The sequence below is a fragment of the Streptomyces sp. NPDC002206 genome, from assembly GCF_053593595.1.
On sequence record NZ_JBSFCW010000007.1, the window covers coordinates 89,020 to 110,955 of the forward strand.

Sequence of the window (21,936 nt, forward strand, 5' to 3'; positions counted from 1 at the left end):
ACTGAAACCATGTCGGTTTCCGTAACCCTTCCGGCGCTCGGCGAGAGCGTCACCGAGGGCACTGTCACCCGCTGGCTGAAGGCCGAGGGCGAGCGCGTCGAGGTCGACGAGCCGCTGCTCGAGGTGTCGACCGACAAGGTCGACACCGAGATCCCGGCCCCCTCCGCCGGCATCCTCGCCTCCATCAAGGTCGCCGAGGACGAGACCGTCGAGGTCGGCGCCGAGCTGGCCATCATCGACGACGGCACGGGCGCACCCGCCGCGGCCGCGGCTCCGGCCGCCGAGCCCGTGGCCGCGCCTGCCGCTGCCGCACCGGCCCCGGTCGCCGAGGCCCCTGCCGCCGCCGCCCCGGCCCCCGTGGCCGCCGCCCCGGCCCCCGTGGCCGCCGCCCCGGCCGGTGGCGCCGCCGGTACCGACGTCACCCTTCCGGCGCTCGGCGAGAGCGTCACCGAGGGCACCGTCACCCGCTGGCTGAAGGAGGTCGGCGAGGAGGTCACGGAGGACGAGCCGCTGCTCGAGGTCTCCACGGACAAGGTCGACACCGAGATCCCCGCCCCCGTCTCCGGTGTGCTGCTGGAGATCGTGGTCGCCGAGGACGAGACCGCCGAGGTCGGCGCCAAGCTCGCCGTCATCGGTGCCGCGGGCGCCGCTCCGGCCGCTGCCCCGGCCCCGGCCGCTCCGGCTCCCGTGGCCGCCCCGGCCGCTCCGGCTCCCGTGGCCGCCCCGGCTGCTCCGGCGGCTCCGGCCCCGGTCGCCGCTGCCCCCGCACCGGCTCCGGTGGCGCCCGCCGCCCCGGTTGCCGCCCCGGCGCCCGTGGCCGCTGCTCCGGTCGCCGCCCCGGCTCCGGTCACCCCGGTCGCTCCGGCGCCGGCCTCCGGTGACGAAGGCGCGTACGTCACGCCGCTGGTCCGCAAGCTCGCCGCCGAGAACGGTGTCGACCTCGCTGCGGTCAAGGGCACCGGTGTCGGTGGCCGTATCCGCAAGCAGGACGTCGTCGCCGCCGCGGAGGCCGCCAAGGCCGCCGCCGCTGCTCCGGCCCCCGTCGCGGCTGCCCCGGCGGCCGCGAAGGCGCCGAAGCTCGAGGTCTCCCCGCTGCGCGGTCAGACGGTCAAGATGACCCGCATGCGCAAGGTCATCGGCGACAACATGATGAAGGCGCTGCACTCGCAGGCCCAGCTGACCTCGGTCCTCGAGGTCGACATCACGAAGCTGATGAAGCTGCGCAACCAGGCGAAGGCCGCGTTCGCCGCCCGTGAGGGCGTCAAGCTGTCCCCGATGCCGTTCTTCGTGAAGGCGGCAGCCCAGGCGCTGAAGGCCCACCCGGTCGTCAACGCCCGGATCAACGAGGACGAGGGCACCATCACGTACTTCGACTCGGAGAACATCGGCATCGCCGTGGACGCCGAGAAGGGTCTGATGACCCCGGTCATCAAGGGTGCGGGCGACCTGAACATCGCCGGCATCTCGAAGAAGACCGCCGAGCTGGCCGGCAAGGCCCGCGGTGGCGGTCTGACCCCGGACGACATGTCCGGTGCCACCTTCACCATCAGCAACACCGGTTCGCGCGGTGCGCTGTTCGACACCGTCATCGTGCCGCCGAACCAGGCCGCCATCCTGGGCATCGGTGCCACGGTCCGCCGCCCGGTGGTCATCGACCACCCGGACCTCGGCGAGACGATCGCGGTGCGCGACATGACGTACCTCTCGCTCTCCTACGACCACCGTCTGGTGGACGGCGCGGACGCCGCCCGTTACCTGACCGCGGTCAAGGCGATCCTGGAGGCCGGCGAGTTCGAGGTCGAGCTCGGCCTGTAAGGCGGAGTACGACTCGTTGTAACCAGCCTCACCAGCGGCGCCCCCGTCCGGACCACTTCCGGGCGGGGGCGCCGCCGTATTGTCTAGACACCACCGGTCGCCGCTTCGACGCCGACCGGTCGGCAGCGTCGGTTTCCCCGAAGGAGCCCCTCATGACCCCGCCCGTCGTCCACTCGCTGCGCGAACAGATCCGCGAGCACATCGTGGACGGGATCGTCAGCGGGCGCTGGAAGCCGGGCGAGCGGATCGTGGAACGACGGATCGCCACCGAACTGGAGGTCAGTCAGACGCCCGTACGCGAGGCGCTGCGGGAGCTGGAGACCCTCCGGCTGATCGAGTCGGCGCCCAACAAGGGCGTACGGGTACGGAATCTGACCGCGGCCGACCTGGAGGAGTCCTACCCGGTACGGGCCGGTCTCGAGCAGATCGCTGCGGAGCTGGCGGCTCCGACGCTCGGCGAGAACTGCTCGCGGCTGTCGCCGCATGTGGCGGCGTTGTACGAGGCCGACCGGCTGGCCGACGGCGAGGCGCAGGTACGGCACACGGTGGCGTTCCACCGGGAGATGGTGCGGGCCGCCGGGAACGCCGTGCTGCTGCACACCTGGGAGGGGCTGGGCATCGAGGTGTTCACGGCGCTCTCCATCCGCTGGCTGGGGACGGTGCAGAAGTCGTACGCGGAGGAGCACGAGGCGCTCATCGACGCGTTCCTCCGCAAGGACCCGGACATCGGTGTGCTGGTGAAGGCGCATGTCCTGGGGTGCGCGCCGCGCGCCTGAGACCCGTGCGCAGATGGGAGCAGGGGCGCTCGACCGTGCAATCGTGCGCCCGATTTACCCGCATTTGGGACGTCACTCCGTGCCGCGAAACAGGGCACCGGATGCCAATTTCTTCATATCGAGAAGTTTTGCCCTTCATCCTTTGATCGATCATCGATCAGCGACTTAGAGTTCATTTCGCGGGCCCACCGGCCCCATCGCCCTGTCCTGCCAGTCAGGGCCTTTCTCCACCCCCCTCCTCTCCGGAAGGCGGCGATCATGACCGACCCCGTAGGAAAGCTTCCGAGCGAGCTCGACCAGCTCCCGGACCGTGACCCGGAGGAGACCGCCGAATGGGCGGCCTCCCTCGATGCCGTCACCAAGGCCGCGGGCCCGCACCGCGCCGCGTACCTGATGCGCCGCTCGCTCCAGCACGCCGAGGGTGCCGGTCTCGCGCTGCCCAAACTGCTGGAGACCGATTACGTCAACTCCATCCCGACCGCCGCCGAGCCCGCGTTCGACGGCGACCTGGAGATGGAGTCCCGGATCACCGCCTGGAACCGCTGGAACGCGGCCGCGATGGTCACCCGTGGCGCCCGGCACGGCGTCGGCGGCCACATCGCCACCTTCGCCTCGGCGGCCTGGCTGTACGAGACCGGCTTCAACCACTTCTTCCGCGGCAAGGAGGGGGACGGCTCCGGCGACCAGCTCTACATCCAGGGCCACGCCTCCCCCGGCATCTACGCCCGCGCCTTCCTCGACGGCCGGCTCAGCGAGCAGCAGCTCGACAACTTCCGCCAGGAGGCGGGCGGCGACGGTCTGCCGTCCTACCCGCACCCGCGACGGCTGCCCTGGCTGTGGGAGTTCCCCACCGTGTCGATGGGTCTCGGCCCGCTCGCGGCCATCTACCAGGCGCGCTTCAACCGCTATCTGGCCAACCGCAACATCAAGGACACGTCGAACTCGCACGTCTGGGCCTTCCTGGGCGACGGCGAGATGGACGAGCCCGAGTCGACCGCGGCCCTCGCCCTCGCGGCGCGTGAGCAGCTCGACAACCTGACGTTCGTCATCAACTGCAACCTGCAGCGCCTGGACGGCCCGGTCCGCGCCAACTTCCGGGTGGTCCAGGAGCTGGAGGGTGCGTTCCGCGGGGCCGGCTGGAACGTCATCAAGACGCTCTGGGGCAACGCCTGGGACGAGCTGTTCCAGCTGGACACCACGGGCGCGCTGGTCCGTCGGCTCCGGGAGGTCCCGGACGCCCAGTTCCAGACGTACGCCACCCGCGACGTCGCGTACATCCGCGAGCACTTCTTCGGCGCCGAGCCGGCACTCGCCGAGCTGGCGAAGCTGCTCACCGACGCGAAGATCGCCGAGTGCTTCTACACCTCCCGCGGCGGCCACGAGGCCCGCAAGGTGTACGCGGCGTACAAGGCGGCCGTCGAGCACAAGGGCGCGCCGACCGTGATCCTGGCCCAGACCGTGAAGGGCTACACGCTCGGCAAGGGCTTCGAGTCCAAGAACGCCAACCACCAGATGAAGAAGCTGTCGATCGACGAGTTCAAGGGCATGCGCGAGCTGCTCGGACTCCCGATCCCGGACAGCGCCTTCGAAGACGGCCTGGTGCCCTACGGCCACCCGGGCGCCGACTCTCCCGAGGTCCGCTACCTCCAGGAGCGCCGCGCCGCCCTCGGCGGCCCCGCCCCGGCCCGCCGGGTGCACGCGGTGGCGCTGCCCGAGCCGGAGGAGCGGGCGTTCGCCGCGCTGAAGAAGGGGTCCGGCAAGCAGGAGATGGCCACCACCATGGCCTTCGTCCGCCTGGCCAAGGATCTGATGCGGGACAAGGAGACCGGCAAGCGCTGGGTTCCGATCGTCCCCGACGAGGCCCGTACCTTCGGCATGGAGTCGCTGTTCCCGTCGGCCGGTATCTACTCGCCGATGGGCCAGAGGTACGAGCCGGTCGACCGCGACCAGTTGATGTACTACAAGGAGGCCAAGGACGGCCAGATCCTCAACGAGGGGATCACCGAGGCCGGCGCCATGGCCGACTTCATCGCCGCCGCCACGTCGTACGCGACGCACGGCGAGACGATGATCCCCTTCTACATCTTCTACTCGATGTTCGGCTGGCAGCGGACCGGCGACCAGATGTGGCAGCTCGCCGACCAGCTCGGCAAGGGCTTCATCGTCGGCGCCACGGCGGGCCGTACGACGCTGACCGGTGAGGGCCTGCAGCACGCGGACGGCCACTCGCAACTGATCGCGGCCACGAACCCGGCTTCGCTCAACTACGACCCGGCGTTCGCGTACGAGATCGCAGTGATCGTCAAGGACGGTCTGCGGAGGATGTACGGCCCCGAGGCCGAGAACGTCTTCTACTACCTGACGGTCTACAACGAGCCGAAACGGCAGCCCGCGATGCCGGAAGGCGTCGAGGACGGCATCGTCAAGGGTCTCTACCGCTTCAAGGAGGGCACGCCCGCCTCGGCGGACGCGCCGCGCCTGCAGCTGCTGGCCTCCGGCACGGCGATCCACTGGGCCCTGGAGGCCCAGGAGCTGCTCGCCGCGGACTGGGGTGTCACGGCCGACGTCTGGTCCGCCACGTCCTGGGGCGAGCTGCGCCGCGAGGCGCTGGAGTGCGACGAGGCGCTGCTCCGCGGTGAGCAGCGGGTGCCGTACCTGACGCAGACCCTGTCCGGTGCGCCGGGTCCGGTCCTCGCGGTCAGCGACTGGATGCGTCAGGTCCCGGACCAGATCAGCCAGTGGGTGGAGCAGGACTGGTCCTCGCTCGGCACGGACGGCTTCGGTCTGTCCGACACCCGTGACGCGGCCCGCCGCCACTTCGGCGTCGACGCCCCGTCGATCGCGGTCGCGGCGCTGGCCCAGCTGGCGCGGCGCGGCGAGGTGCCCGCGTCGGCGGTCAAGGAGGCCCGGGAGAAGTACGGGCTGTGAGATGGAGGCGGCCGGGTACGCCCGGCCGCCCTGTCGCCCTCGATCGCCGGGCGGGCACGCTTCCCGTGCCCGCCCGGCGATCGAGGGCATCTCTGCGCGCCCCCCCGGCGATCGAGGCAAGGCACACTTGCCCCATGCGCGCTGCCCGGCTCATCAAGATGGTGCTGCTCCTCCAGTCCCGGCCCGCGATGACCGCCGCCGAGCTGGCCCGGGAGCTGGAGGTCTCCGAGCGGACCATCACCCGCGACGCCCAGGCGCTCTCCGAGGCGGGTGTTCCGGTGTACGCGGACCGGGGCCGGGCGGGCGGGTACCGGTTGGTCGGCGGGTACCGCACCCGGCTCACCGGCCTGGCCCGTAACGAGGCCGAGGCGCTCTTTCTCTCCGGCCTGCCGTCCGCGCTGCGCGAGATGGGGCTGGAGGATGCCGCGTCGGCCGCCCGGCTCAAGGTGTCCGCCGCCCTCCTGCCCTCGCTTCGGGACGCCTCGGATACCGCCGCCCAGCGGTTCCATCTGGATGCGCCCGGCTGGTATCAGGAGCCCGCGACACCCGAGCTGCTGCCCGCCGTCGCGGAGGCCGTCTGGGACGACCGGATGGTCAAGGCCCGTTACCGGCGCGGCGGGCCGGGCAGCGAGGTCGAGCGGGAGCTGGCACCGTACGGGCTCGTTCTCAAGGCCGGGGTCTGGTACGTCTGCGCCCGCTCCGGGACCGACTTCCGGGTGTACCGGATCGACCGCTTCGCGGCGGTGGCCGTGACGGACGAACGGTTCGTCCGGGACGAGGACTTCGACCTGCCGGGGTTCTGGGACGAGCGGGCCGCGCAGTTCGCCCGGTCGATCCTGCGGACCGAGGTGACGGTACGGGTGTCGGAGACGGGCGTAGGCCGATTGCCTCATCTCGTGGACCGTTCGGCCGCCCTCGATGCGCTGGACGCGGCCGGTCCGCCCGACGCCGACGGGTGGCGCACGGTCGTCCTGCCGGTCGAGTCGCTGGATGTCGCGTACAGCCAGCTGCTCGTCCTGGGACCGGAGTTGGAGGTGCTCGAACCGGCCGCTCTGCGGACCCGGTTCGGCGCTGCCGCCGAACGGCTGAGCGATCTCTATCGCTGAAGGCTTCTTTTCGGCGTCTCCGCGTGCATCGCCTGCCGCCAAGGCCGATGCTTGTCCCGTGATGGACGAGACGGAATTCTGGGAGATCATCGACAGCACCCGCGAGGCCGCCGAGGGCGACCCCGAGGAACATGCCGACCTGCTCGTCGAACGACTGTTGCAGCTCGATCCCGAATCCGTGCTGGACTTCGCCCGGCACTTCGAGGCCCGCTTCAACCGCGCGTACCGCTGGGACGTGTGGGGCGCCGCCGCCGTGCTGCTCGGCGGTGCGAGCGACGACGCGTTCGACTTCTTCCGCTGCTGGCTGATCGGCCAGGGCCGGGAGATCTTCGAGGCGGCGGTGCACAATCCGGACAGCCTCGCCGAACTCCTCGACGACTTCGACGATGAGATCGACGGGGACGCCGAGGACCTCGGCTACGCCGCCGACGAGGCGTACGAGCAGCTCACCGGCATCGTCACCCCGGATCTCGGTCTTCCGCCGCAATCGGCCGAGCCGGAGGGCACCCCGTTCGGCTTCGAGGACGACGCGGCCCTGGCCGCGCGCTTCCCGCTGCTCTGGGAGCGGTTCGGCGCCGGCTGACCCGCCCCGTCCCGCCCCGCGCTGCGCGCCGTCCGGTACCGGGTCGGTCGGGATTCCTCACGGGGTGAGCGAACGGCCCATCAGTACGTCGTCCACGTAACGCCCGGCCAGGAAGAACTCACCGGGCAGCACGCCCTCGACGACGAATCCCTCCGACTCGTACAGCGCACGCGCGGGCGCGTTGTGCCCGAGCACCCGCAGCGTCATCCGGCTCGCGCCCTCGCCCCGTGCCGCGGCGAGCGCGGCCCGCAACAGCCCTCTGGCGACACCGCGGCCACGCGCCCAGTCGGCCACTGCCAGGCCCTGTATCTGGCGCACATGCGTGTTGCAGGCCAGCGCGGTCGGCGGGACGGCCCTGATGTACCCGGCGATGCGCACCTCGCCCGTCGCGTCCTCCGCCTCGGCGACGAGCAGGTGTTCGGACCGGTTGCGGTCACTGAAGAACGGCTCGTACGGCGGCTGCGGCCACGACTGCACCGAGTGCAGGGTCGACCAGGTGGCCCGGTCGAGCTCCCCGAGTGCGGTGTCGTCGCTGAGATCCGCGGGGCGGACGGGGCGCGTACGGAGTTCAGGCATGCGCGCCACTGTGCCACGGCGCGCCCGGCCCCGTCACCGCATATCCGCCGGGCCCCGGGCCGACAGCCCGGGCCCGCCGGGCGGCACGGGCGAGGCGCCGCGTCCTCCCCTGCGGCAGGATGGATCCATGGTGCACTCCCGTATTGCTGTCACCGGATCCACCGGACTCATCGGAACGGCGCTGGTGCGCTCGTTGCGGGCCGACGGACACGACGTCGTACGCCTGGTCCGGCGCCCGGCCCGGGCCGGGGACGAGGTCGAGTGGGACCCGAAGCGGAGTTACGTCGACGGGGCGGGCCTGGTCGGCTGCGACGCCGTCGTCCATCTCGCCGGTGCCGGGGTCGGCGACCACCGCTGGACGGAGGCGTACAAGCAGGAGATCCGGGACAGCCGGGTGCTGGGGACGGAAGCGATCGCGCAGGCGGTGGCCTCCCTCGACGTACCGCCGAAGGTCCTGCTGTCCGGGTCGGCGATCGGCTACTACGGCGACACCGGGGACCGCGCGGTCGACGAGAGCGCACCGCACGGCGAGGGGTTCCTGCCGTCCGTGTGCGTGGAGTGGGAGGCGGCCGCGGCCCCGGCGGAGGAGGCGGGCGTACGGACGGTGTTCGCGCGCACAGGTCTGGTCGTCGGCCGGGAGGGCGGGGCCTGGGGCCGGCTGTTCCCGTTGTTCCGGGCGGGACTCGGCGGGCGGCTCGGCAACGGGCACCAGTACTGGAGCTTCATCGCGCTGCACGACCACATCGCCGCCTTGCGGCACATCCTCGATACGCCGTCGCTGTCGGGACCGGTGAATCTGACCGGGCCGGACCCCGTGACCAATGGTGAGGTGACGGCCGCGATGGGACGGGTGCTGCGCCGTCCGACGCTGTTCGCCGTCCCGGCACCCGCCCTTCGGATCGCCCTGGGGGACTTCGCGGAGGATGTGCTGGGCAGTCAGCGGGTGCTGCCGAGACGGCTGCTGGAGTCGGGATTCTCGTTCGCCTTCCCCGGCATCGACGCCTCGATCCGCGCGGCGCTGCGCTGACCACGACCGGGCGAATCACACGGATGTGCGACCCCGTGCAACGGTGCCCCGGGCCGCGCGCGACTGTGCCTGCACCGGTCCCCTCCTAGCCTCATCGCGAACTCGGGCATTCCGGGGGCCTGTTGGGGGCAAGACCCTCCCAGCAGTCGCGCCGACTCGGGGAGGGGCACGTGCTCAGCACGGCACACCACGCGGACGTCGTCATCATCGGGGCCGGGATCGCCGGCCTGTCAGCAGCCCATCAACTGACCAGCGCAGGGGTAAGCGTCAGCGTCCTGGAGGCCGGTCCACGGGCCGGCGGCCGGATGACCACCGAGGAAGTGGACGGATTCCGGCTCGACCACCTCGGCCCGCTTCTCAGCACCTCGTATCCGGAACTGCGCGCGACGCCCGGTCTCGAAGGGCTCGTGCTGCGGAACTTCGCGCCGGGGGTACTCGTCCACAGCGAGGGCCGCCAGTACCGGACCGGCGACGTGCGGCACACACGGAGCGCGCGGGGCGCACTCAAGGCGGCACGCGCCCTGGCGAGCGCCCCCCGCCCGCCGATGGGTGGGCCGATCGACCAGGCCCGGCTCGGCGCCGCCCTGGCCAGGCTCGCCACCACCCCGGCGTCCCGCATCCTGGCCCGGCCGGAACAGACGGCGCTCGCCGCCCTGTCCGGCCGCGGCCTGCCGTCCCGCACGGTCAACGGCTTTCTGCGCCCGCTGCTCACCGCGCTGCTCAGCGACCCCGGGCTCACCACATCGAGCCGCTGCGCCGATCTCGTCCTGCGCGGCTACGCACGCGGCCGGCTGTGTGTACCGTCCGGCGGTTCGGCCACGCTGCCCGACCTGCTGACGGCGGCGCTGCCGCCCGGCACCGTACGGACCGGTGTGCATGTCACCACCGCCGACATCACCTCGGTCCGTACCAAGGAGCACGGCGAACTGGGCTGCCGGTCCCTGCTGTTGGCCACCGGCGCGGGCGCTGCCGCCGAGCTGTTGCCCGGTCTGCGGGTGCCGTCCTTCCACCCGGTGACCGTCCTGCACCACACGGCTCCCGCTCCCCCGCCGACCGGCGCCGCGCTGCTGCTGGACGCCGACCGCTCGGGCCCGGTCGCGCACACCTGCGTGATGAGCGAGGTCGACCCGTCGCGCGCCCCGAACGGCCGGACCCTGATCACGTCGACGGTGCTCGGCACCCCGCCTCCCGATCTCGACCGCTCGGCCCGTGCCCATCTCGCCGCGCTGTACGGCACCTCCACGGACGACTGGGAGCTCCTGGCCGCCCACCACGATCCGGAGGCGGTCCCGGCGATGCCGCCCCCGCACGATCTGCGCCGCTCGGTGCGGCTGCTCGCCGGGCTGTACGTGTGCGGCGACCACCGGGACACCAGCACGGTCCAGGGCGCCCTGTTCTCCGGCCGCCGCGCCGCACACGCCATCCTCGGCGATCTGGGCATCCGGTCCGGGAGCGACGTGGAGGCCGGGTTGCGCGAAGCGGCCTGATTACGCCCGCACACCGCCCGCCCCGGTCCGGCCGGTCCCAACCCTCTGTCGCTGGCGGAAGTCGAGGTGCGCGGGCACTGAGCGAACCCTGCCCGAACGAGTGGTGGCCCGAACCGATCGCTTCCGGTCCGGGCCACCACCCGTTCTGTCACGCGGAGGAGTCATGCCGAAGTGTCACCCGCGGTCACGCGGGAGGGATCACCCGAGCGCCGCAACCCGCTCTCGGTAGCCGCGTACCGCCGCCGCGTCCCGGTACGGCTCAAGACGACGCTCGAACTCCCTCACGTACTCCGTCGCGCGCACCGACCGCATCTCCGCCGCCTGTTGGGCCGCCTCCGCGCCGAGCAGGCACGCCTGGTCGAGCTCGCCGAGCCCGAGCCGGGCGGACGCCAGCACCACCCGGCAGAACAGCCTGCTCCGGGCGTACACCGGGGCGCGCAGCTGGAGAGAGCGCTCCGCATGCTGCGCGGCGGCCCGGTACTGCTGCAGATCGCGGTGGCAGTGCCCGAACTCGTCGGCGAGCTGCGCCTCGTCGAAGTAGCGCCCCCAGTGCGGTACGTCGTCGCCGGGCCGGGCAGCCTCCAGTGCGTGTTCCGCCCGTGCCAGCGAGGCCGCACACGTCCTGGCCTCACCGAGCACCCCGTGGCCACGCGCCTCGACCGCGTGCAGCAGGGCCATGACGACGGGCGGCGCCGAGGAGCCGACGCCCTGCTGGGCGACGCGTGCCAGCTGGACGGCTTCCCTGCCGTGCCCGAGATACACCGCCTGCCGGCTCATGGTGATCAGGACATGGCTGCCGTACACCCGGTCCCCCGCTGCCTGCGCGAGCCGCAGTGCCTGGACGAAATAGCGCTGGGCGAGGCCGTGTGCGGCGATGTCGTACGAGGTCCAGCCCGCCAGCCGGGTCAGATCGGCGGCCGCCGAGAAGAGCCGCCGCCCGATCGCCTCCCCGTACGTCCCGCGGAGCATCGGCTCGGCCTCGTGCTCCAGATAGCGGACGAGGGCCTGGCGGGCGTGGCCGCCGCCGTAGGTGTGGTCGAGGGTGCGGAAGAGCTCCCCGACGGAACGCAGGGCATCGACATCGCCGCTGCTGACCTTCTGGCCGGGGCCGCGGTCGGTCTGGCGCTGCCGGGGGACGCCGGGTGCCCCGGATGCGCCTGGTGCCGGGGACGCGAGGTGCACCGGAGGTACGGGTGACGGTGCGGGTGAGGAGAGCGGTCCGGAGGAGGGCCTGACCGGTGCGGGCCCACGGGCGCCGGACCTGCCGCCGGGCCCCACGGACCCGTTCTGCCCATTCACTCCATGTAATCCATGCGTGCCGTGGGCACCACGGGTCCCGTTGAGCCCTGCCGCCCCACGGGCCCCGCCGACCGCGGACGCCCCCGGCGTCCCGCGCACCCCAGCGGTCCCCCCACTGGGCGCGGCGGCCTCACCGTTCCCCCGGCCCACCCACTCGTCGGCCCGTCCGATCAGCCAGTCCCGGCTGGGCACCACCAGCCCGGCCGGGGTGAAGGCGATCTTCCGCAGCTCCGCATGGCTGCCCGAGTCCTTCCGCCAGAGCCCGCTGACGATGTCCACCGCCTCGCTGGGCGTGGCGGCGAACTCCAGACCGGCATAGACGGGCGCACATGCGTCGAGGCCCAGGTCCTGCGCCGAGAGCCGGCGTCCGAGCCGCCGGGTGAAGACCTCGGCGATCAGGGCAGGGGTGGTCCCGCGCGGCTGCTGGCCCCGCAGCCAGCGAGTCACGGACGTCTTGTCGTACCGCAGATCGAGACCGTGCTCGAGGCCGAGCTGGTCCACCCGGCGGGCGAGACCTGCGTTCGAGAATCCGGCTTCTGTGATGAGCGAGGCGAGCTGGCGGTTGGGGGTGCGCTGCGGAGGTCGTTCCGACATCAGCTGTACGGTCTCCTGCCTTCGGGGCCGGGCGGGCAGCCCTTATGGAACGGCGCGAATTTAGCGGGGCCCGCGGCGGCCGAAGCCTCCTTCGCTTCACATTCATCCGATCGTGTGAGGATTGGGGGTGGCGCTGACGGGAAAGACCTGCCGGGCCGCCGCTCCCGGGGCGGTCGTACAGTGGCCCGGGGCGCGAATCACTGCATGGTGACGTGGCTCCGGGGACACCCCCCGGTTCCCGGCACCGCAAGTAGGAAGGCATCTGTCGTGAGTGAGCTTCGGTTCGTCCGGCTGGGATTCGGCGAGTCGGCCGTCGACTACCAGGAGGCCTGGCAGAAGCAGCGCGAGGTGCACGCGGCCCGGTTCGAGGACACGGTTCCCGACACCTGTCTGCTGCTGGAGCACCCGCCCGTCTATACGGCCGGACGGCGTACGACCGACAGTGAGCGCCCCCTGGACGGCACTCCGGTTGTCGATGTGGACCGCGGCGGCAAGATCACCTGGCATGGCCCCGGGCAGCTCGTCGGCTACCCGATCCAGAAGCTGCCGCGGCCGGTGGACGTCGTGGCGCATGTCCGCCGGCTGGAGGACGCGCTGATCCGTACGGCCGCCGAGTTCGGCCTGGAGACCACCCGGGTCGAGGGCCGCAGCGGGGTCTGGGTGCTGGGCGATCCGGTCGAGGAGCGTCCGGCGCTCGGCGGCCTGTCGCTCGACTTCGATCCGCGGCTGCACGACGAGGAGTTCGACCCGCGGCTGAACGGCCCCGAGTACGCCCCGTCCAACGCCGGCCAGCGCCGCGAGGACCGCAAGCTGGCGGCGATCGGCATCCGGGTCGCCAAGGGTGTGACCATGCATGGCTTCGCACTGAATGTGAACCCGGACAACACCTGGTTCGACCGGATCGTGCCGTGCGGCATCCGCGACGCGGGCGTCACCTCGCTCGCGTACGAGCTCGGGCGCGACATCACGATCGCCGAGGTGCTCCCGGTCGCAGAGAAGCACCTGAAGGACGTCCTGGAGAACGCGGAACTCGCTCCGCGCGAGATCGAACGCGCCTCGGCCTGATCCGCGAAACCCGGCCTCTGCGCCGTTCGAGGAGCGAGGGCCCGGGGTCGGAACCGCCCCGCCCGATGCCCACGGACCCGGCCGCCCCGGGAATGGCCCGGCCCGTCCCCTGGTTGCCCAGGGGTGAGGGCCACACCTCGACCATACAAATAGCGGGCGTACCCTGGTGTTCGCCGAAGAATCGAAGTCGTAGGGAGCCGGACGTGTCCGCTGTCGCACCCGACGGGCGCAAGATGTTGCGCCTGGAGGTCCGGAACAGCCAGACCCCCATCGAGCGCAAGCCCGAGTGGATCAAAACCCGGGCGAAGATGGGCCCCGAGTACAACCAGCTGCAGAAGCTCGTGAAGAGCGAGGGTCTGCACACGGTGTGCCAGGAGGCCGGCTGCCCCAACATCTTCGAGTGCTGGGAGGACCGGGAGGCCACATTCCTCATCGGTGGCGACCAGTGCACCCGCCGCTGTGACTTCTGTCAGATCGACACGGGCAAGCCGCAGGCGCTGGACCGGGACGAACCCCGCCGCGTCGGCGAGTCGGTCGTCACGATGGACCTGAACTACGCCACCATCACCGGCGTCGCCCGCGACGACCTGGAGGACGGCGGCGCCTGGCTGTACGCGGAGACCGTGCGCCAGATCCACGCGCTGACGGCGGAGCGCGAAGCCGGCGCCACCAAGGTCGAGCTGCTGATCCCCGACTTCAACGCGGAGCCCGAGCAGCTCGCCGAGGTCTTCTCCTCGCGCCCCGAGGTGCTCGCGCACAACGTCGAGACGGTGCCGCGGATCTTCAAGCGGATCCGCCCCGGCTTCCGTTACGAGCGCTCGCTCGAGGTCATCACGCGGGCCCGCGAGGCGGGTCTGGTGACCAAGTCCAACCTCATCCTCGGCATGGGCGAGACCCGCGAGGAAGTGAGCGAGGCGCTCCAGGATCTGTACGACGCCGGGTGCGAGCTCATCACGATCACGCAGTACCTGCGGCCGTCCGTGCGCCACCACCCGGTCGAGCGCTGGGTGAAGCCGCACGAGTTCGTGGAGCTCAAGGAGGAGGCCGACGAGATCGGCTACTCCGGTGTGATGTCCGGGCCGCTGGTCCGTTCCTCGTACCGCGCGGGCCGGCTTTTCCAGCAGGCGATCGAGCGTCGTGGCGCCGTCGCCCCGACGTCCGCGGTGTGACCCGGACTGTGTGAAATCGAGCACAAGAAGCTACCGGACGGTAGCGGCATACGACGCGGCCCATACGTTCCCCGCAGGTCGGGGACGCGTATGGGCCGCTTCGACGTGCGCGACGCCCACATCAAGGTTTCATTGGTGTTTGACCGAAAGGTCATGCGCTGGTAACACCGAGCAGTGACCCTGGATTCACGCAGCGCAGTGGCTTTCACAGCTGCCGCCGTCGCTGCTCCCCGTGTCCAGCCGCGCAATCCGCTTCCATAACAGACTCACTTCGCGCATCCGTTCCGAGGGGACTTCCACGATGCAGGCCGTGCCGGTACGCGCAACCGCCATCCCGTCCGTCACCGATGCTCTCCGTGCCGTCGAGTCGCTGCTGCTGAGCAGCGGCCAGCGCACAGCCCGCCGAAACGCCTGGACAGCGGTCCTCGAGGACCGCCGCCGGGCCAAGGACCGGGTCGAGACCGCATACGTACTGGAGGCCGTGGCCGACCATCGCTCCTAGGCCACGTAAACTTCAGTACATGGCGAGGAAGGCAAACACTGACGGCGCGGACAGCGCCGAGAACGCGGGGCGACTCAAGCAGATCGCCCTGACCTACAAGATGACCCGGCGGACCGACTCCAAGATCGGTCTTGTCGTCGCGGGTGTGGGAATCGTCACCTTCGGTGTCATCCTCGCCGTCGGCTTCTTGATCAAGCACCCGGTCTACCTGGGCATCCTGGGCTTCGTGCTGGCTCTCCTCGCGATGGCGATCGTCTTCGGACGGCGTGCCGAGCGGGCGGCCTTCGGGCAGATGGAGGGACAGCCGGGCGCTGCGGCGGCGGTGCTGGACCGCGTGGGCCGTGGCTGGACCACGACGCCCGCGGTCGCGATGAACCGCAGCCAGGACGTCGTCCACCGGGCCGTCGGCAAGGCGGGCATCGTGCTGGTCGGCGAGGGCAACCCGAACCGGGTCAAGGTCCTGCTGGCGGCCGAGAAGAAGAAGATGGCCCGCATCGTCGTGGACGTACCCGTGCACGACATCATCGTCGGCAACGGCGAGGGCCAGGTGCCGCTGAAGAAGGTCCGCACCAAGATGCTGAAGCTGCCGCGGGTCCTGACCGGCCCGCAGGTGACGGCGGCCAACGACCGGCTCCGGGCCATGGGCGACCTGATGAGCAACATGCCGCTGCCGAAGGGCCCGATGCCGAAGGGTATGCGGATGCCGCGCGGCGGCAAGATGCGCTGACGCAGTCACCGCACAGGACACAACAAGCAAGAGGGCGGGTCCCGAACCACTCCGGTTCAGGGACCCGCCCTCTTCTGCTCTGTCACGTCCGCTCGGTCACATCACACTCAGATCCGCACCTGGACGGCGCGTGCGAGCCGGTCGTGCAGCCCCCGGCCGTCGCGGTCCCAGACCAGGGCCGGGACCGCCAGGCACAGCAGCACGCTCCGCACGACCACCCGCCCGAGACCGAGCCGGCCACCGCCCTCGGCGACGACCCGGATGCCCAGGATGCGCTTGCCCGGCGTACAGCCGATGGTTCCGACGGTGAGCACACTGAGTACGAGGAAGATGCCGAGCGCCCAGTTTCCGGCCGCCTGCTGGTCACCGCGAGCGAACAGCCCGTATGCGATCAGCATGCAGAGCGCCCAGTCGATGAGGAGGGCGCCGAAGCGCCGGCCGAGCGGGGCGACGGACCCCGGGCCTTCCTCGGGCAGACCGAGCCGCTTGCCCCGGTACCCGAAATCGACGCCCATTTCCTCGGCTGCCGCGCGCGGCCCGGAGAGCCACGATCCGATTGCTTGCCTATTGTCCACCCGACCACGGTACTGCGCCCGCCTCCGCGCCCTGCCGCCCGGGGCCCATGGCCGCCCCGGGCCCCGGGCGTCGCCACCGCCCCGACCGGACCACTACCGGACCCGGATGCGACTCCGAGATGCCACCCGCACCCGGCTCGGTTAACTTCGGCGAAACAAATGGGTCATGCTTGAGAAATCCGGTCTGCCTATGGTCGGGTCCAGCGTGTGCCACCGCACTGGCCGCACAACGAGCTACAACCCCGCCCCTCCCGGGTCGGGAGTAGGAGGAGTTGGATGTTCCAGAACGCCGACGACGTGAAGAAGTACATCGCCGACGAAGACGTCAAGTTCATCGATGTCCGGTTCTGTGACCTGCCCGGTGTGATGCAGCACTTCACCATCCCGGCAGCGGCCTTCGACCCGACCGAGGAACTGGCCTTCGACGGCTCGTCGATCCGCGGCTTCCAGGCCATCCACGAGTCCGACATGGCGCTTCGCGCGGACCTGTCGACCGCCCGTGTCGACCCCTTCCGCCGCGACAAGACCGTCAACATCAACTTCTTCATCCACGACCCGATCACCGGCGAGCAGTACAGCCGTGACCCGCGCAACGTGGCCAAGAAGGCCGAGGCGTACCTCGCCTCCACCGGCATCGCCGACACCGCGTACTTCGGTCCCGAGGCGGAGTTCTACGTCTTCGACAACGTCCGCTTCCAGACGTCGGCGAACGAGAGCTTCTACCACATCGACTCCGAGGCCGGCGCCTGGAACACCGGTTCGGAAGAGAACAACCGTGGTTACAAGGTCCGCTACAAGGGCGGCTACTTCCCGACCCCGCCGGTCGACCACTTCGCCGACCTGCGTGCCGAGATCTCCCTGGAGCTGGACAAGAACGGCCTCCAGGTCGAGCGCCAGCACCACGAGGTCGGCACCGCCGGCCAGGCCGAGATCAACTACAAGTTCAACACGCTGCTCGCCGCGGCCGACGACCTGATGCTCTTCAAGTACATCGTGAAGAACGTCGCCTGGCGCAACAACAAGACCGCGACCTTCATGCCGAAGCCGATCTTCGGCGACAACGGCTCGGGCATGCACGTCCACCAGTCCCTGTGGGCCGGCGGCGACCCGCTGTTCTACGACGAGCAGGGCTACGCGGGCCTCTCGGACATCGCCCGCTACTACATCGGCGGCATCCTCAAGCACGCCCCCTCGCTGCTCGCCTTCACGAACCCGACGGTGAACTCCTACCACCGCCTGGTCCCCGGCTTCGAGGCCCCGGTCAACATGGTCTACTCGCAGCGCAACCGCTCGGCCGCGATGCGTATCCCGATCACGGGCTCGAACCCGAAGGCCAAGCGCGTCGAGTTCCGCGCCCCGGACCCGTCGTCCAACCCGTACCTGGCCTTCTCGGCGCTGCTGATGGCCGGCCTCGACGGCGTGAAGAACAAGATCGAGCCGGCCGAGCCGATCGACAAGGACCTCTACGAGCTGGCTCCCGAGGAGCACGCGAACGTCCAGCAGGTCCCGACCTCGCTCCCGGCCGTCCTGGACGCGCTCGAGGCGGACCACGAGTACCTGCTCGCCGGCGGTGTCTTCACGTCCGACCTGATCGAGACGTGGATCGACTACAAGCGGACTCACGAGATCGCCCCGATCCAGCTGCGCCCGCACCCGCACGAGTTCGAGCTGTACTTCGACATCTAAGAACGCCGCAGGTCAGAGAGGGTTTCCGCTCCCCTGGGCACTCTGTGGGCCGTCGGCCGTGTTCCTCCGCTCTCGGAAGGCACGGCCGATGGCCTTTTCTGTGAGCGCCGATCAGGCCGCCACAAGCACCGCTCCGTCGTCGCCATCGTCGTCAGCGCCCGCCGCTCCAAAGGCAGAGTCGATGGCCTTCCGCGCGCGGTCCTGGCTGTTTGGCATCAGGTGCGTGTACGTGCGGAGAGTGAAGCCGGGGTCCGAGTGCCCGAGGTACTCGGCAAGAGCCTTGACGTTCTCCCCCGCGTCCAGGAGCACCGATGCGTAGTAGTGCCGCAGCGCGTGCATGCCGTGCTCGCGCGACTTCGTGAACCGCTCCCCCGGCTCGCGCTCCGGGATGACGCCGGCCGAGACGAGCGCGGGCTTCCACAGGTACATGTTGAAGTAATTGCGGTTCAGCGCCTTCCGCTCGCGCGAGCCAACCACGATGAGCTTTGGGCGAGGATCAGCAAGCGCAACGAGTTCCACGCGGACGATCCCAACTCGATCTACTTCTCGGAGAGCGACCTCCAGCGGTACCGCGCCCGGTTCATCCCTCCTCAGGTCGACGAACCGCACCTCCTCTACGACGGCGACACTGCGGCCGTGATCGCAGCTCTGGAAGCCTCTCGCCCTTGACGCACAAAGGTGCTGATGCGCAGGTCAGCCCCGCGGTGCTCCGTCGGCAACGTAGTGACCACCGCGACCCGACGGGTCCGCCGCGGCCAGCGTCTCCCGCAGCCACCCGCTGTTCGCCTAGTCCGCAGCCGGATCGCCCCAGTGGCTTTGTTCACGAGAACCGACAGCATCCGGACACGAGATTGGGCAGCACCCGAAGCACTGCAGAAATCGAACAGTTCATGGCTTCGGGCAGCGCGGGCCCCTGCCAAGTTGGCAGGGGCCCGCGGCATGAACAACAGAGGAGCGCCGGGACCTGCCCCTAGCTAGAAAGGCATGGCGTCGAACAGCCCGGGCGTCGTGGTGAGGGCCTGTTCCGTCCAGATGACCTTGCCCCGTTCCGTGTACCTGGTCCCCCAGCGTTCGGCGAGCTGGGCGACGAGGTACAGTCCGCGGCCGCCCTCGTCGGTGCTGGCGGCGTAGCGGAGGTGGGGCGCGGTGCTGCTGCCGTCGGAGACCTCGCAGACGAGGGTGCGGTCGCGGAGCAGGCGGACGTGGATGGGCTCGGTGCCGTAGCGGACGGCGTTGGTGATCAGCTCGCTGAGGATGAGTTCCGTGGTGAAGGAGAGCGACTCCAGGCCCCAGGCCGTGAGTTGTCCGACGCACGCCGAGCGGACGCGGGAGACGGCGGCGGGGTCGCGGGGCACGTCCCAGGTGGCCACCTGGTCGGGGGCGAACAGGTGCGTGCGCGCGACGAGAAGCGCGACATCGTCGCTCGGGTTCGGTTGCACCATCGCGTCGAAGACGGCCGTGCAGATCTCCTCCGGGGACCCGTTGGTGCGGGCCCTGGACAGGCAGCCGTGCAGCCGGGTGAGCCCGTCCTCCAGGTCCCGGTGCCGGTTCTCGATCAGCCCGTCCGTGTAGAGCACGAGCCGGGATCCCGCCTCCAGCCGCAGCTTGGCCGTCTCGAAGGGCAGGGTTCCCACGCCGAGGGGCGGACCCGCGGGCAGGTCGACGAACTCGACACCACCGTCGGGCCGTACGAGCGCGGGGAAGGGGTGGCCCGCCCGCGCCATGGTGCAGCGTCCGGACACCGGATCGTAGATGGCGTACAGGCAGGTGGCGCCCGTGATCCGCCCGCCATCGCCCTCTTCCCCCTCCATGGCCGCCTCGTCCTGATCGATGCGGGCCACCAGCTCGTCGACGTGGGCGATCAGCTCGTCGGGGGGCAGGTCGAGGGTGGAGAAGTTGTGGACCGCCGTGCGCAGCCTGCCCATGGTGGCCGCGGCGTGCAGGCCGTGGCCGACGACGTCGCCGACGACCAGCGCCACACGGAATCCCGGCAGCGGGATGACGTCGAACCAGTCCCCGCCAACGCCACGGTGCGCCGGGCGGTAGCGGTACGCCAGGTCCAAGGCGCTCTGCTCGGGCACGCCGCGGGGCAGCAGGCTGCGTTGCAGCGTCTCGGCCATGGTGTGCTCACGGGTGAAGCGGCGGGCGTTGTCGACGGCGATCGCCGCGCGTGCGACCAGCTCGTCGGCGAAGGAGACGTCGTCGTCCCCGAACGGTTCGGAATCCCCGAAGCGCCAGAAGTTGACCATGCCCAGGACCAGGCCGCGCGCCTGGAGCGGCGCGGAGATCAGCGAGTGGATCCCGTACGACAGGATGGCGTCGGAGCTCTCGGGGTCGCGCGACCGCCACGCGTGCGCCTGGCTCAGATCGGCGGCGAGTACGGCACGGCCGGTGTCCAGGCTGAGGCCCTCCGGTGTCGCGGAGGCGAAGCTCATCGTCGACCCGACGGGGTAGAGCGGGTGGTCGTCCCTGATGCCGCTCGCCGCCGTGCGGCGGATCTGCAGGCCCCGCGCCGTGCCCGTGCCCAAGGGCGGTTCGTCGCCCCGCAGGACGGGATCGGCCAGCTCGACCGTGGCGAAGTCCGCGAACCGTGGCACCGCCACGTCCGCCAGCTCCTGCGCGGTCCGCACCACGTTCAGCGTGGTCCCGACCCGCATCCCCGCGTCGTAGAGCAGTTGCAGGCGGGAGCGAGCCAGCTCGGCCTGCCCGGCCAGGCGCCTCAGCTCGGTGGTGTCGCGCAGCGTCGCGACACTGCCGGGCTGTCCGCCGTAGGGCTCCGTCGGGCGGTTGTTGACTGCGAGCAAGCGGTCTCCGGCCAGGTGCACCTCGTCGGTGACGACGCGCCCGGACGCCAGCAGCCCGGCCAGCTTCGGATCAAGCTCGAGGTCCTGGACCGGCCGACCCTCGGGCTCGGGGGGCAGATCCAGCAGGCGCCGGGCCTCGTCGTTGGCCAGGATCAGCCGGCCGTCCCCGCCGACGATCAGCACGCCCTCGCGGGCCGCGTGCAGCACCGCGTGGTGATGCTCGTACATCCGTGTCATCTCGGACGGCCCCAGGCCATGCGTCTGGCGGCGCAGCCGCCGCCTCGCCAGGGCCGCGCCGGTCATGCCGAGGGCCAGCGCGACAGCGGTGCCGCCGAGGAGCACCGGCAGCTGGCGGTTCACGACACCGGTCACGTGCTCGGCCGTGATGCCTACCGACACGAACCCCGCAACCGAGCCATCAGGCCTCTTGATGGGCGCGGTCGTGTCGACGGTGAGGCCCAGGGGCGAGGCGGTGGTGACGGTGCTCGGCCCCTTCCGGGCGTACTCGTACGGGCCGAGGACGTGTTTCCCGATCAGCTGGGGATTGGGATGGGTGTAGCGGATGCCCCGGGAGTTGTAGATGACGACGTAGTCGAGGCCGGCGCTCTTCCGGGTCTGTTCGGCGAGCGGCTGCAGAATCGCGCTCGGATGAGCGCTCTCGAGGGCCTGCACCACCCCCGGGGACTGCGACACCGCGATGGCAGCGGCGGCCGTGCGGTGTTCCGCGTCGCTCTTGCTGTAGTGCTGGGCTTGCAGGACGAGCGCCGCCAGCGCCGCGACGACGAGCAGCACCACGGCTGCCAGCAGCCAGAGGAAAGTCTGCCCGGCGACGCTGCGCCCCCTCGGCCAGGACCGCAGGCGACGCGCCCAGGAATGGTGTTCCGCCGGTCCGCCAAGGTCCCTGCCGCCAACAGTGCGACCACGCTCTTCGTGCATCCGGGCCGTCCCCATGCGTGTGGGTCTGTGCCTCCCTTCCCACGCTGCCACTGCGCCGGGAGATACGCACATGAGGGAATCGGGGACGACGGGTACGCGGACCAGGGACGCCCCAGCACTACTAGCCGACCACAACGGCAAACCTGTACGCGAGATCGTCCTCGATGCGCGTCTGGGATCGACCTGAGGAAGACCTGGGGCCGTCTGTGGGCCGCCAAAGGGGGGCCCACGGCGACCAACAACGGCCAATGACGACCGCTCCCTCGCTGGTCAGAGCAGCA

16 protein-coding genes and 1 pseudogene are annotated in these 21,936 nt (G+C 70.8%); 12 read left to right on the forward strand and 5 right to left on the reverse strand.

From position 1 onward, the window contains the following. Positions 1 to 9 precede the first annotated feature (9 nt). From sucB to ACWCP8_RS16030, 5 genes are all read left to right on the forward strand, one after another. Positions 10 to 1,815, forward strand: coding sequence for a 2-oxoglutarate dehydrogenase, E2 component, dihydrolipoamide succinyltransferase (sucB, locus tag ACWCP8_RS16010; RefSeq protein WP_451116427.1), 1,806 nt, complete (start codon positions 10 to 12; stop codon positions 1,813 to 1,815). Between the two features lie 152 nt (positions 1,816 to 1,967). Next, positions 1,968 to 2,591: a GntR family transcriptional regulator gene (locus tag ACWCP8_RS16015; RefSeq protein WP_451116429.1), complete on the forward strand. Its 624-nt coding sequence runs from the start codon at positions 1,968 to 1,970 to the stop codon at positions 2,589 to 2,591. 258 nt (positions 2,592 to 2,849) lie between these two features. Beyond that, positions 2,850 to 5,519 carry a pyruvate dehydrogenase (acetyl-transferring), homodimeric type gene (gene aceE, locus ACWCP8_RS16020; protein WP_352270878.1) on the forward strand — a complete coding sequence of 890 codons (2,670 nt, stop codon included), beginning with the start codon at positions 2,850 to 2,852 and terminating at the stop codon, positions 5,517 to 5,519. 134 nt (positions 5,520 to 5,653) lie between these two features. Further along, positions 5,654 to 6,625, forward strand: a complete 972-nt coding sequence (locus tag ACWCP8_RS16025) for a helix-turn-helix transcriptional regulator (RefSeq protein ID WP_352270876.1) — start codon at positions 5,654 to 5,656, stop codon at positions 6,623 to 6,625. A 61-nt stretch (positions 6,626 to 6,686) separates the two neighbouring features. After that, entirely contained in the window at positions 6,687 to 7,208 is a 522-nt protein-coding gene (locus ACWCP8_RS16030; RefSeq protein ID WP_451116432.1) for a DUF4240 domain-containing protein, read from the forward strand. Between the two features lie 57 nt (positions 7,209 to 7,265). Here the strand turns inward: ACWCP8_RS16030 and ACWCP8_RS16035 are convergent, their stop codons facing one another. Further along, positions 7,266 to 7,784, reverse strand: coding sequence for an N-acetyltransferase family protein (locus ACWCP8_RS16035; protein WP_451116434.1), 519 nt, complete (start codon positions 7,782 to 7,784; stop codon positions 7,266 to 7,268). Positions 7,785 to 7,911: 127 nt separating this feature from the next. On the opposite strand from ACWCP8_RS16035, the gene ACWCP8_RS16040 reads away from it, so the two are divergent. Both ACWCP8_RS16040 and ACWCP8_RS16045 read left to right on the forward strand, forming a co-directional pair. Further along, positions 7,912 to 8,811, forward strand: a complete 900-nt coding sequence (locus ACWCP8_RS16040) for a TIGR01777 family oxidoreductase (RefSeq protein ID WP_451116436.1) — start codon at positions 7,912 to 7,914, stop codon at positions 8,809 to 8,811. Positions 8,812 to 8,981: 170 nt separating this feature from the next. Beyond that, positions 8,982 to 10,298: an NAD(P)/FAD-dependent oxidoreductase gene (locus ACWCP8_RS16045; RefSeq protein WP_352266842.1), complete on the forward strand. Its 1,317-nt coding sequence runs from the start codon at positions 8,982 to 8,984 to the stop codon at positions 10,296 to 10,298. Positions 10,299 to 10,496: 198 nt separating this feature from the next. On the opposite strand, the gene ACWCP8_RS16050 is transcribed toward ACWCP8_RS16045, so the two are convergent. Beyond that, positions 10,497 to 12,191 (reverse strand): regulator, encoded by a 1,695-nt coding sequence (locus ACWCP8_RS16050; protein ID WP_451116438.1) that lies wholly within the window; start codon positions 12,189 to 12,191, stop codon positions 10,497 to 10,499. Positions 12,192 to 12,458: 267 nt separating this feature from the next. Here ACWCP8_RS16050 and lipB point away from each other — a divergent pair, with 267 nt between their 5' ends. The 4 genes from lipB to ACWCP8_RS16070 all read left to right on the forward strand — a co-directional run bounded on the left by lipB (position 12,459) and on the right by ACWCP8_RS16070 (position 15,654). Then, a complete protein-coding gene (gene lipB, locus ACWCP8_RS16055; RefSeq protein ID WP_352266844.1) occupies positions 12,459 to 13,256 on the forward strand; it encodes a lipoyl(octanoyl) transferase LipB in 798 nt (265 codons plus the stop codon). A 203-nt stretch (positions 13,257 to 13,459) separates the two neighbouring features. Then, positions 13,460 to 14,425: a lipoyl synthase gene (lipA, locus tag ACWCP8_RS16060; protein ID WP_352266845.1), complete on the forward strand. Its 966-nt coding sequence runs from the start codon at positions 13,460 to 13,462 to the stop codon at positions 14,423 to 14,425. A 301-nt stretch (positions 14,426 to 14,726) separates the two neighbouring features. Continuing rightward, positions 14,727 to 14,927, forward strand: coding sequence for an SCO2195 family GlnR-regulated protein (locus ACWCP8_RS16065; protein ID WP_030970723.1), 201 nt, complete (start codon positions 14,727 to 14,729; stop codon positions 14,925 to 14,927). Between the two features lie 19 nt (positions 14,928 to 14,946). Further along, positions 14,947 to 15,654: a DUF4191 domain-containing protein gene (locus ACWCP8_RS16070; RefSeq protein WP_267005527.1), complete on the forward strand. Its 708-nt coding sequence runs from the start codon at positions 14,947 to 14,949 to the stop codon at positions 15,652 to 15,654. 107 nt (positions 15,655 to 15,761) lie between these two features. Here the strand turns inward: ACWCP8_RS16070 and ACWCP8_RS16075 are convergent, their stop codons facing one another. Continuing rightward, positions 15,762 to 16,229 carry an RDD family protein gene (locus tag ACWCP8_RS16075; protein ID WP_078879252.1) on the reverse strand — a complete coding sequence of 156 codons (468 nt, stop codon included), beginning with the start codon at positions 16,227 to 16,229 and terminating at the stop codon, positions 15,762 to 15,764. A 276-nt stretch (positions 16,230 to 16,505) separates the two neighbouring features. Between ACWCP8_RS16075 and glnA the strand changes: the two genes are divergently transcribed. Beyond that, complete coding sequence (gene glnA, locus ACWCP8_RS16080; RefSeq protein WP_030933685.1) at positions 16,506 to 17,915, forward strand: type I glutamate--ammonia ligase; 1,410 nt, start codon at positions 16,506 to 16,508, stop codon at positions 17,913 to 17,915. Positions 17,916 to 18,026: 111 nt separating this feature from the next. Here glnA and ACWCP8_RS16085 read toward each other — a convergent pair. Both ACWCP8_RS16085 and ACWCP8_RS16090 read right to left on the reverse strand, forming a co-directional pair. Then, positions 18,027 to 18,365, reverse strand: a pseudogene (locus tag ACWCP8_RS16085) (tyrosine-type recombinase/integrase); the annotation flags it as partial. Positions 18,366 to 18,889: 524 nt separating this feature from the next. Then, the gene (locus tag ACWCP8_RS16090) at positions 18,890 to 21,670 is read right to left on the reverse strand and encodes a SpoIIE family protein phosphatase (protein WP_451116441.1); all 2,781 of its coding nucleotides are present in this window, start codon (positions 21,668 to 21,670) and stop codon (positions 18,890 to 18,892) included. Positions 21,671 to 21,936 lie beyond the last annotated feature (266 nt).

Bases quoted from the DNA above. Each gene is read 5' to 3' on its own strand.
- sucB (WP_451116427.1), top strand. From the start codon at position 10: ATGTCGGTTTCCGTAACCCTTCCGGCGCTCGGCGAGAGCGTCACCGAG.
- ACWCP8_RS16015 (WP_451116429.1), top strand. From the start codon at position 1,968: ATGACCCCGCCCGTCGTCCACTCGCTGCGCGAACAGATCCGCGAGCAC.
- aceE (WP_352270878.1), top strand. From the start codon at position 2,850: ATGACCGACCCCGTAGGAAAGCTTCCGAGCGAGCTCGACCAGCTCCCG.
- ACWCP8_RS16025 (WP_352270876.1), top strand. From the start codon at position 5,654: ATGCGCGCTGCCCGGCTCATCAAGATGGTGCTGCTCCTCCAGTCCCGG.
- ACWCP8_RS16030 (WP_451116432.1), top strand. From the start codon at position 6,687: ATGGACGAGACGGAATTCTGGGAGATCATCGACAGCACCCGCGAGGCC.
- ACWCP8_RS16035 (WP_451116434.1), bottom strand. From the start codon at position 7,784: ATGCCTGAACTCCGTACGCGCCCCGTCCGCCCCGCGGATCTCAGCGAC.
- ACWCP8_RS16040 (WP_451116436.1), top strand. From the start codon at position 7,912: ATGGTGCACTCCCGTATTGCTGTCACCGGATCCACCGGACTCATCGGA.
- ACWCP8_RS16050 (WP_451116438.1), bottom strand. From the start codon at position 12,191: ATGTCGGAACGACCTCCGCAGCGCACCCCCAACCGCCAGCTCGCCTCG.
- ACWCP8_RS16065 (WP_030970723.1), top strand. From the start codon at position 14,727: ATGCAGGCCGTGCCGGTACGCGCAACCGCCATCCCGTCCGTCACCGAT.
- ACWCP8_RS16070 (WP_267005527.1), top strand. From the start codon at position 14,947: ATGGCGAGGAAGGCAAACACTGACGGCGCGGACAGCGCCGAGAACGCG.
- glnA (WP_030933685.1), top strand. From the start codon at position 16,506: ATGTTCCAGAACGCCGACGACGTGAAGAAGTACATCGCCGACGAAGAC.
- ACWCP8_RS16090 (WP_451116441.1), bottom strand. From the start codon at position 21,670: ATGGGGACGGCCCGGATGCACGAAGAGCGTGGTCGCACTGTTGGCGGC.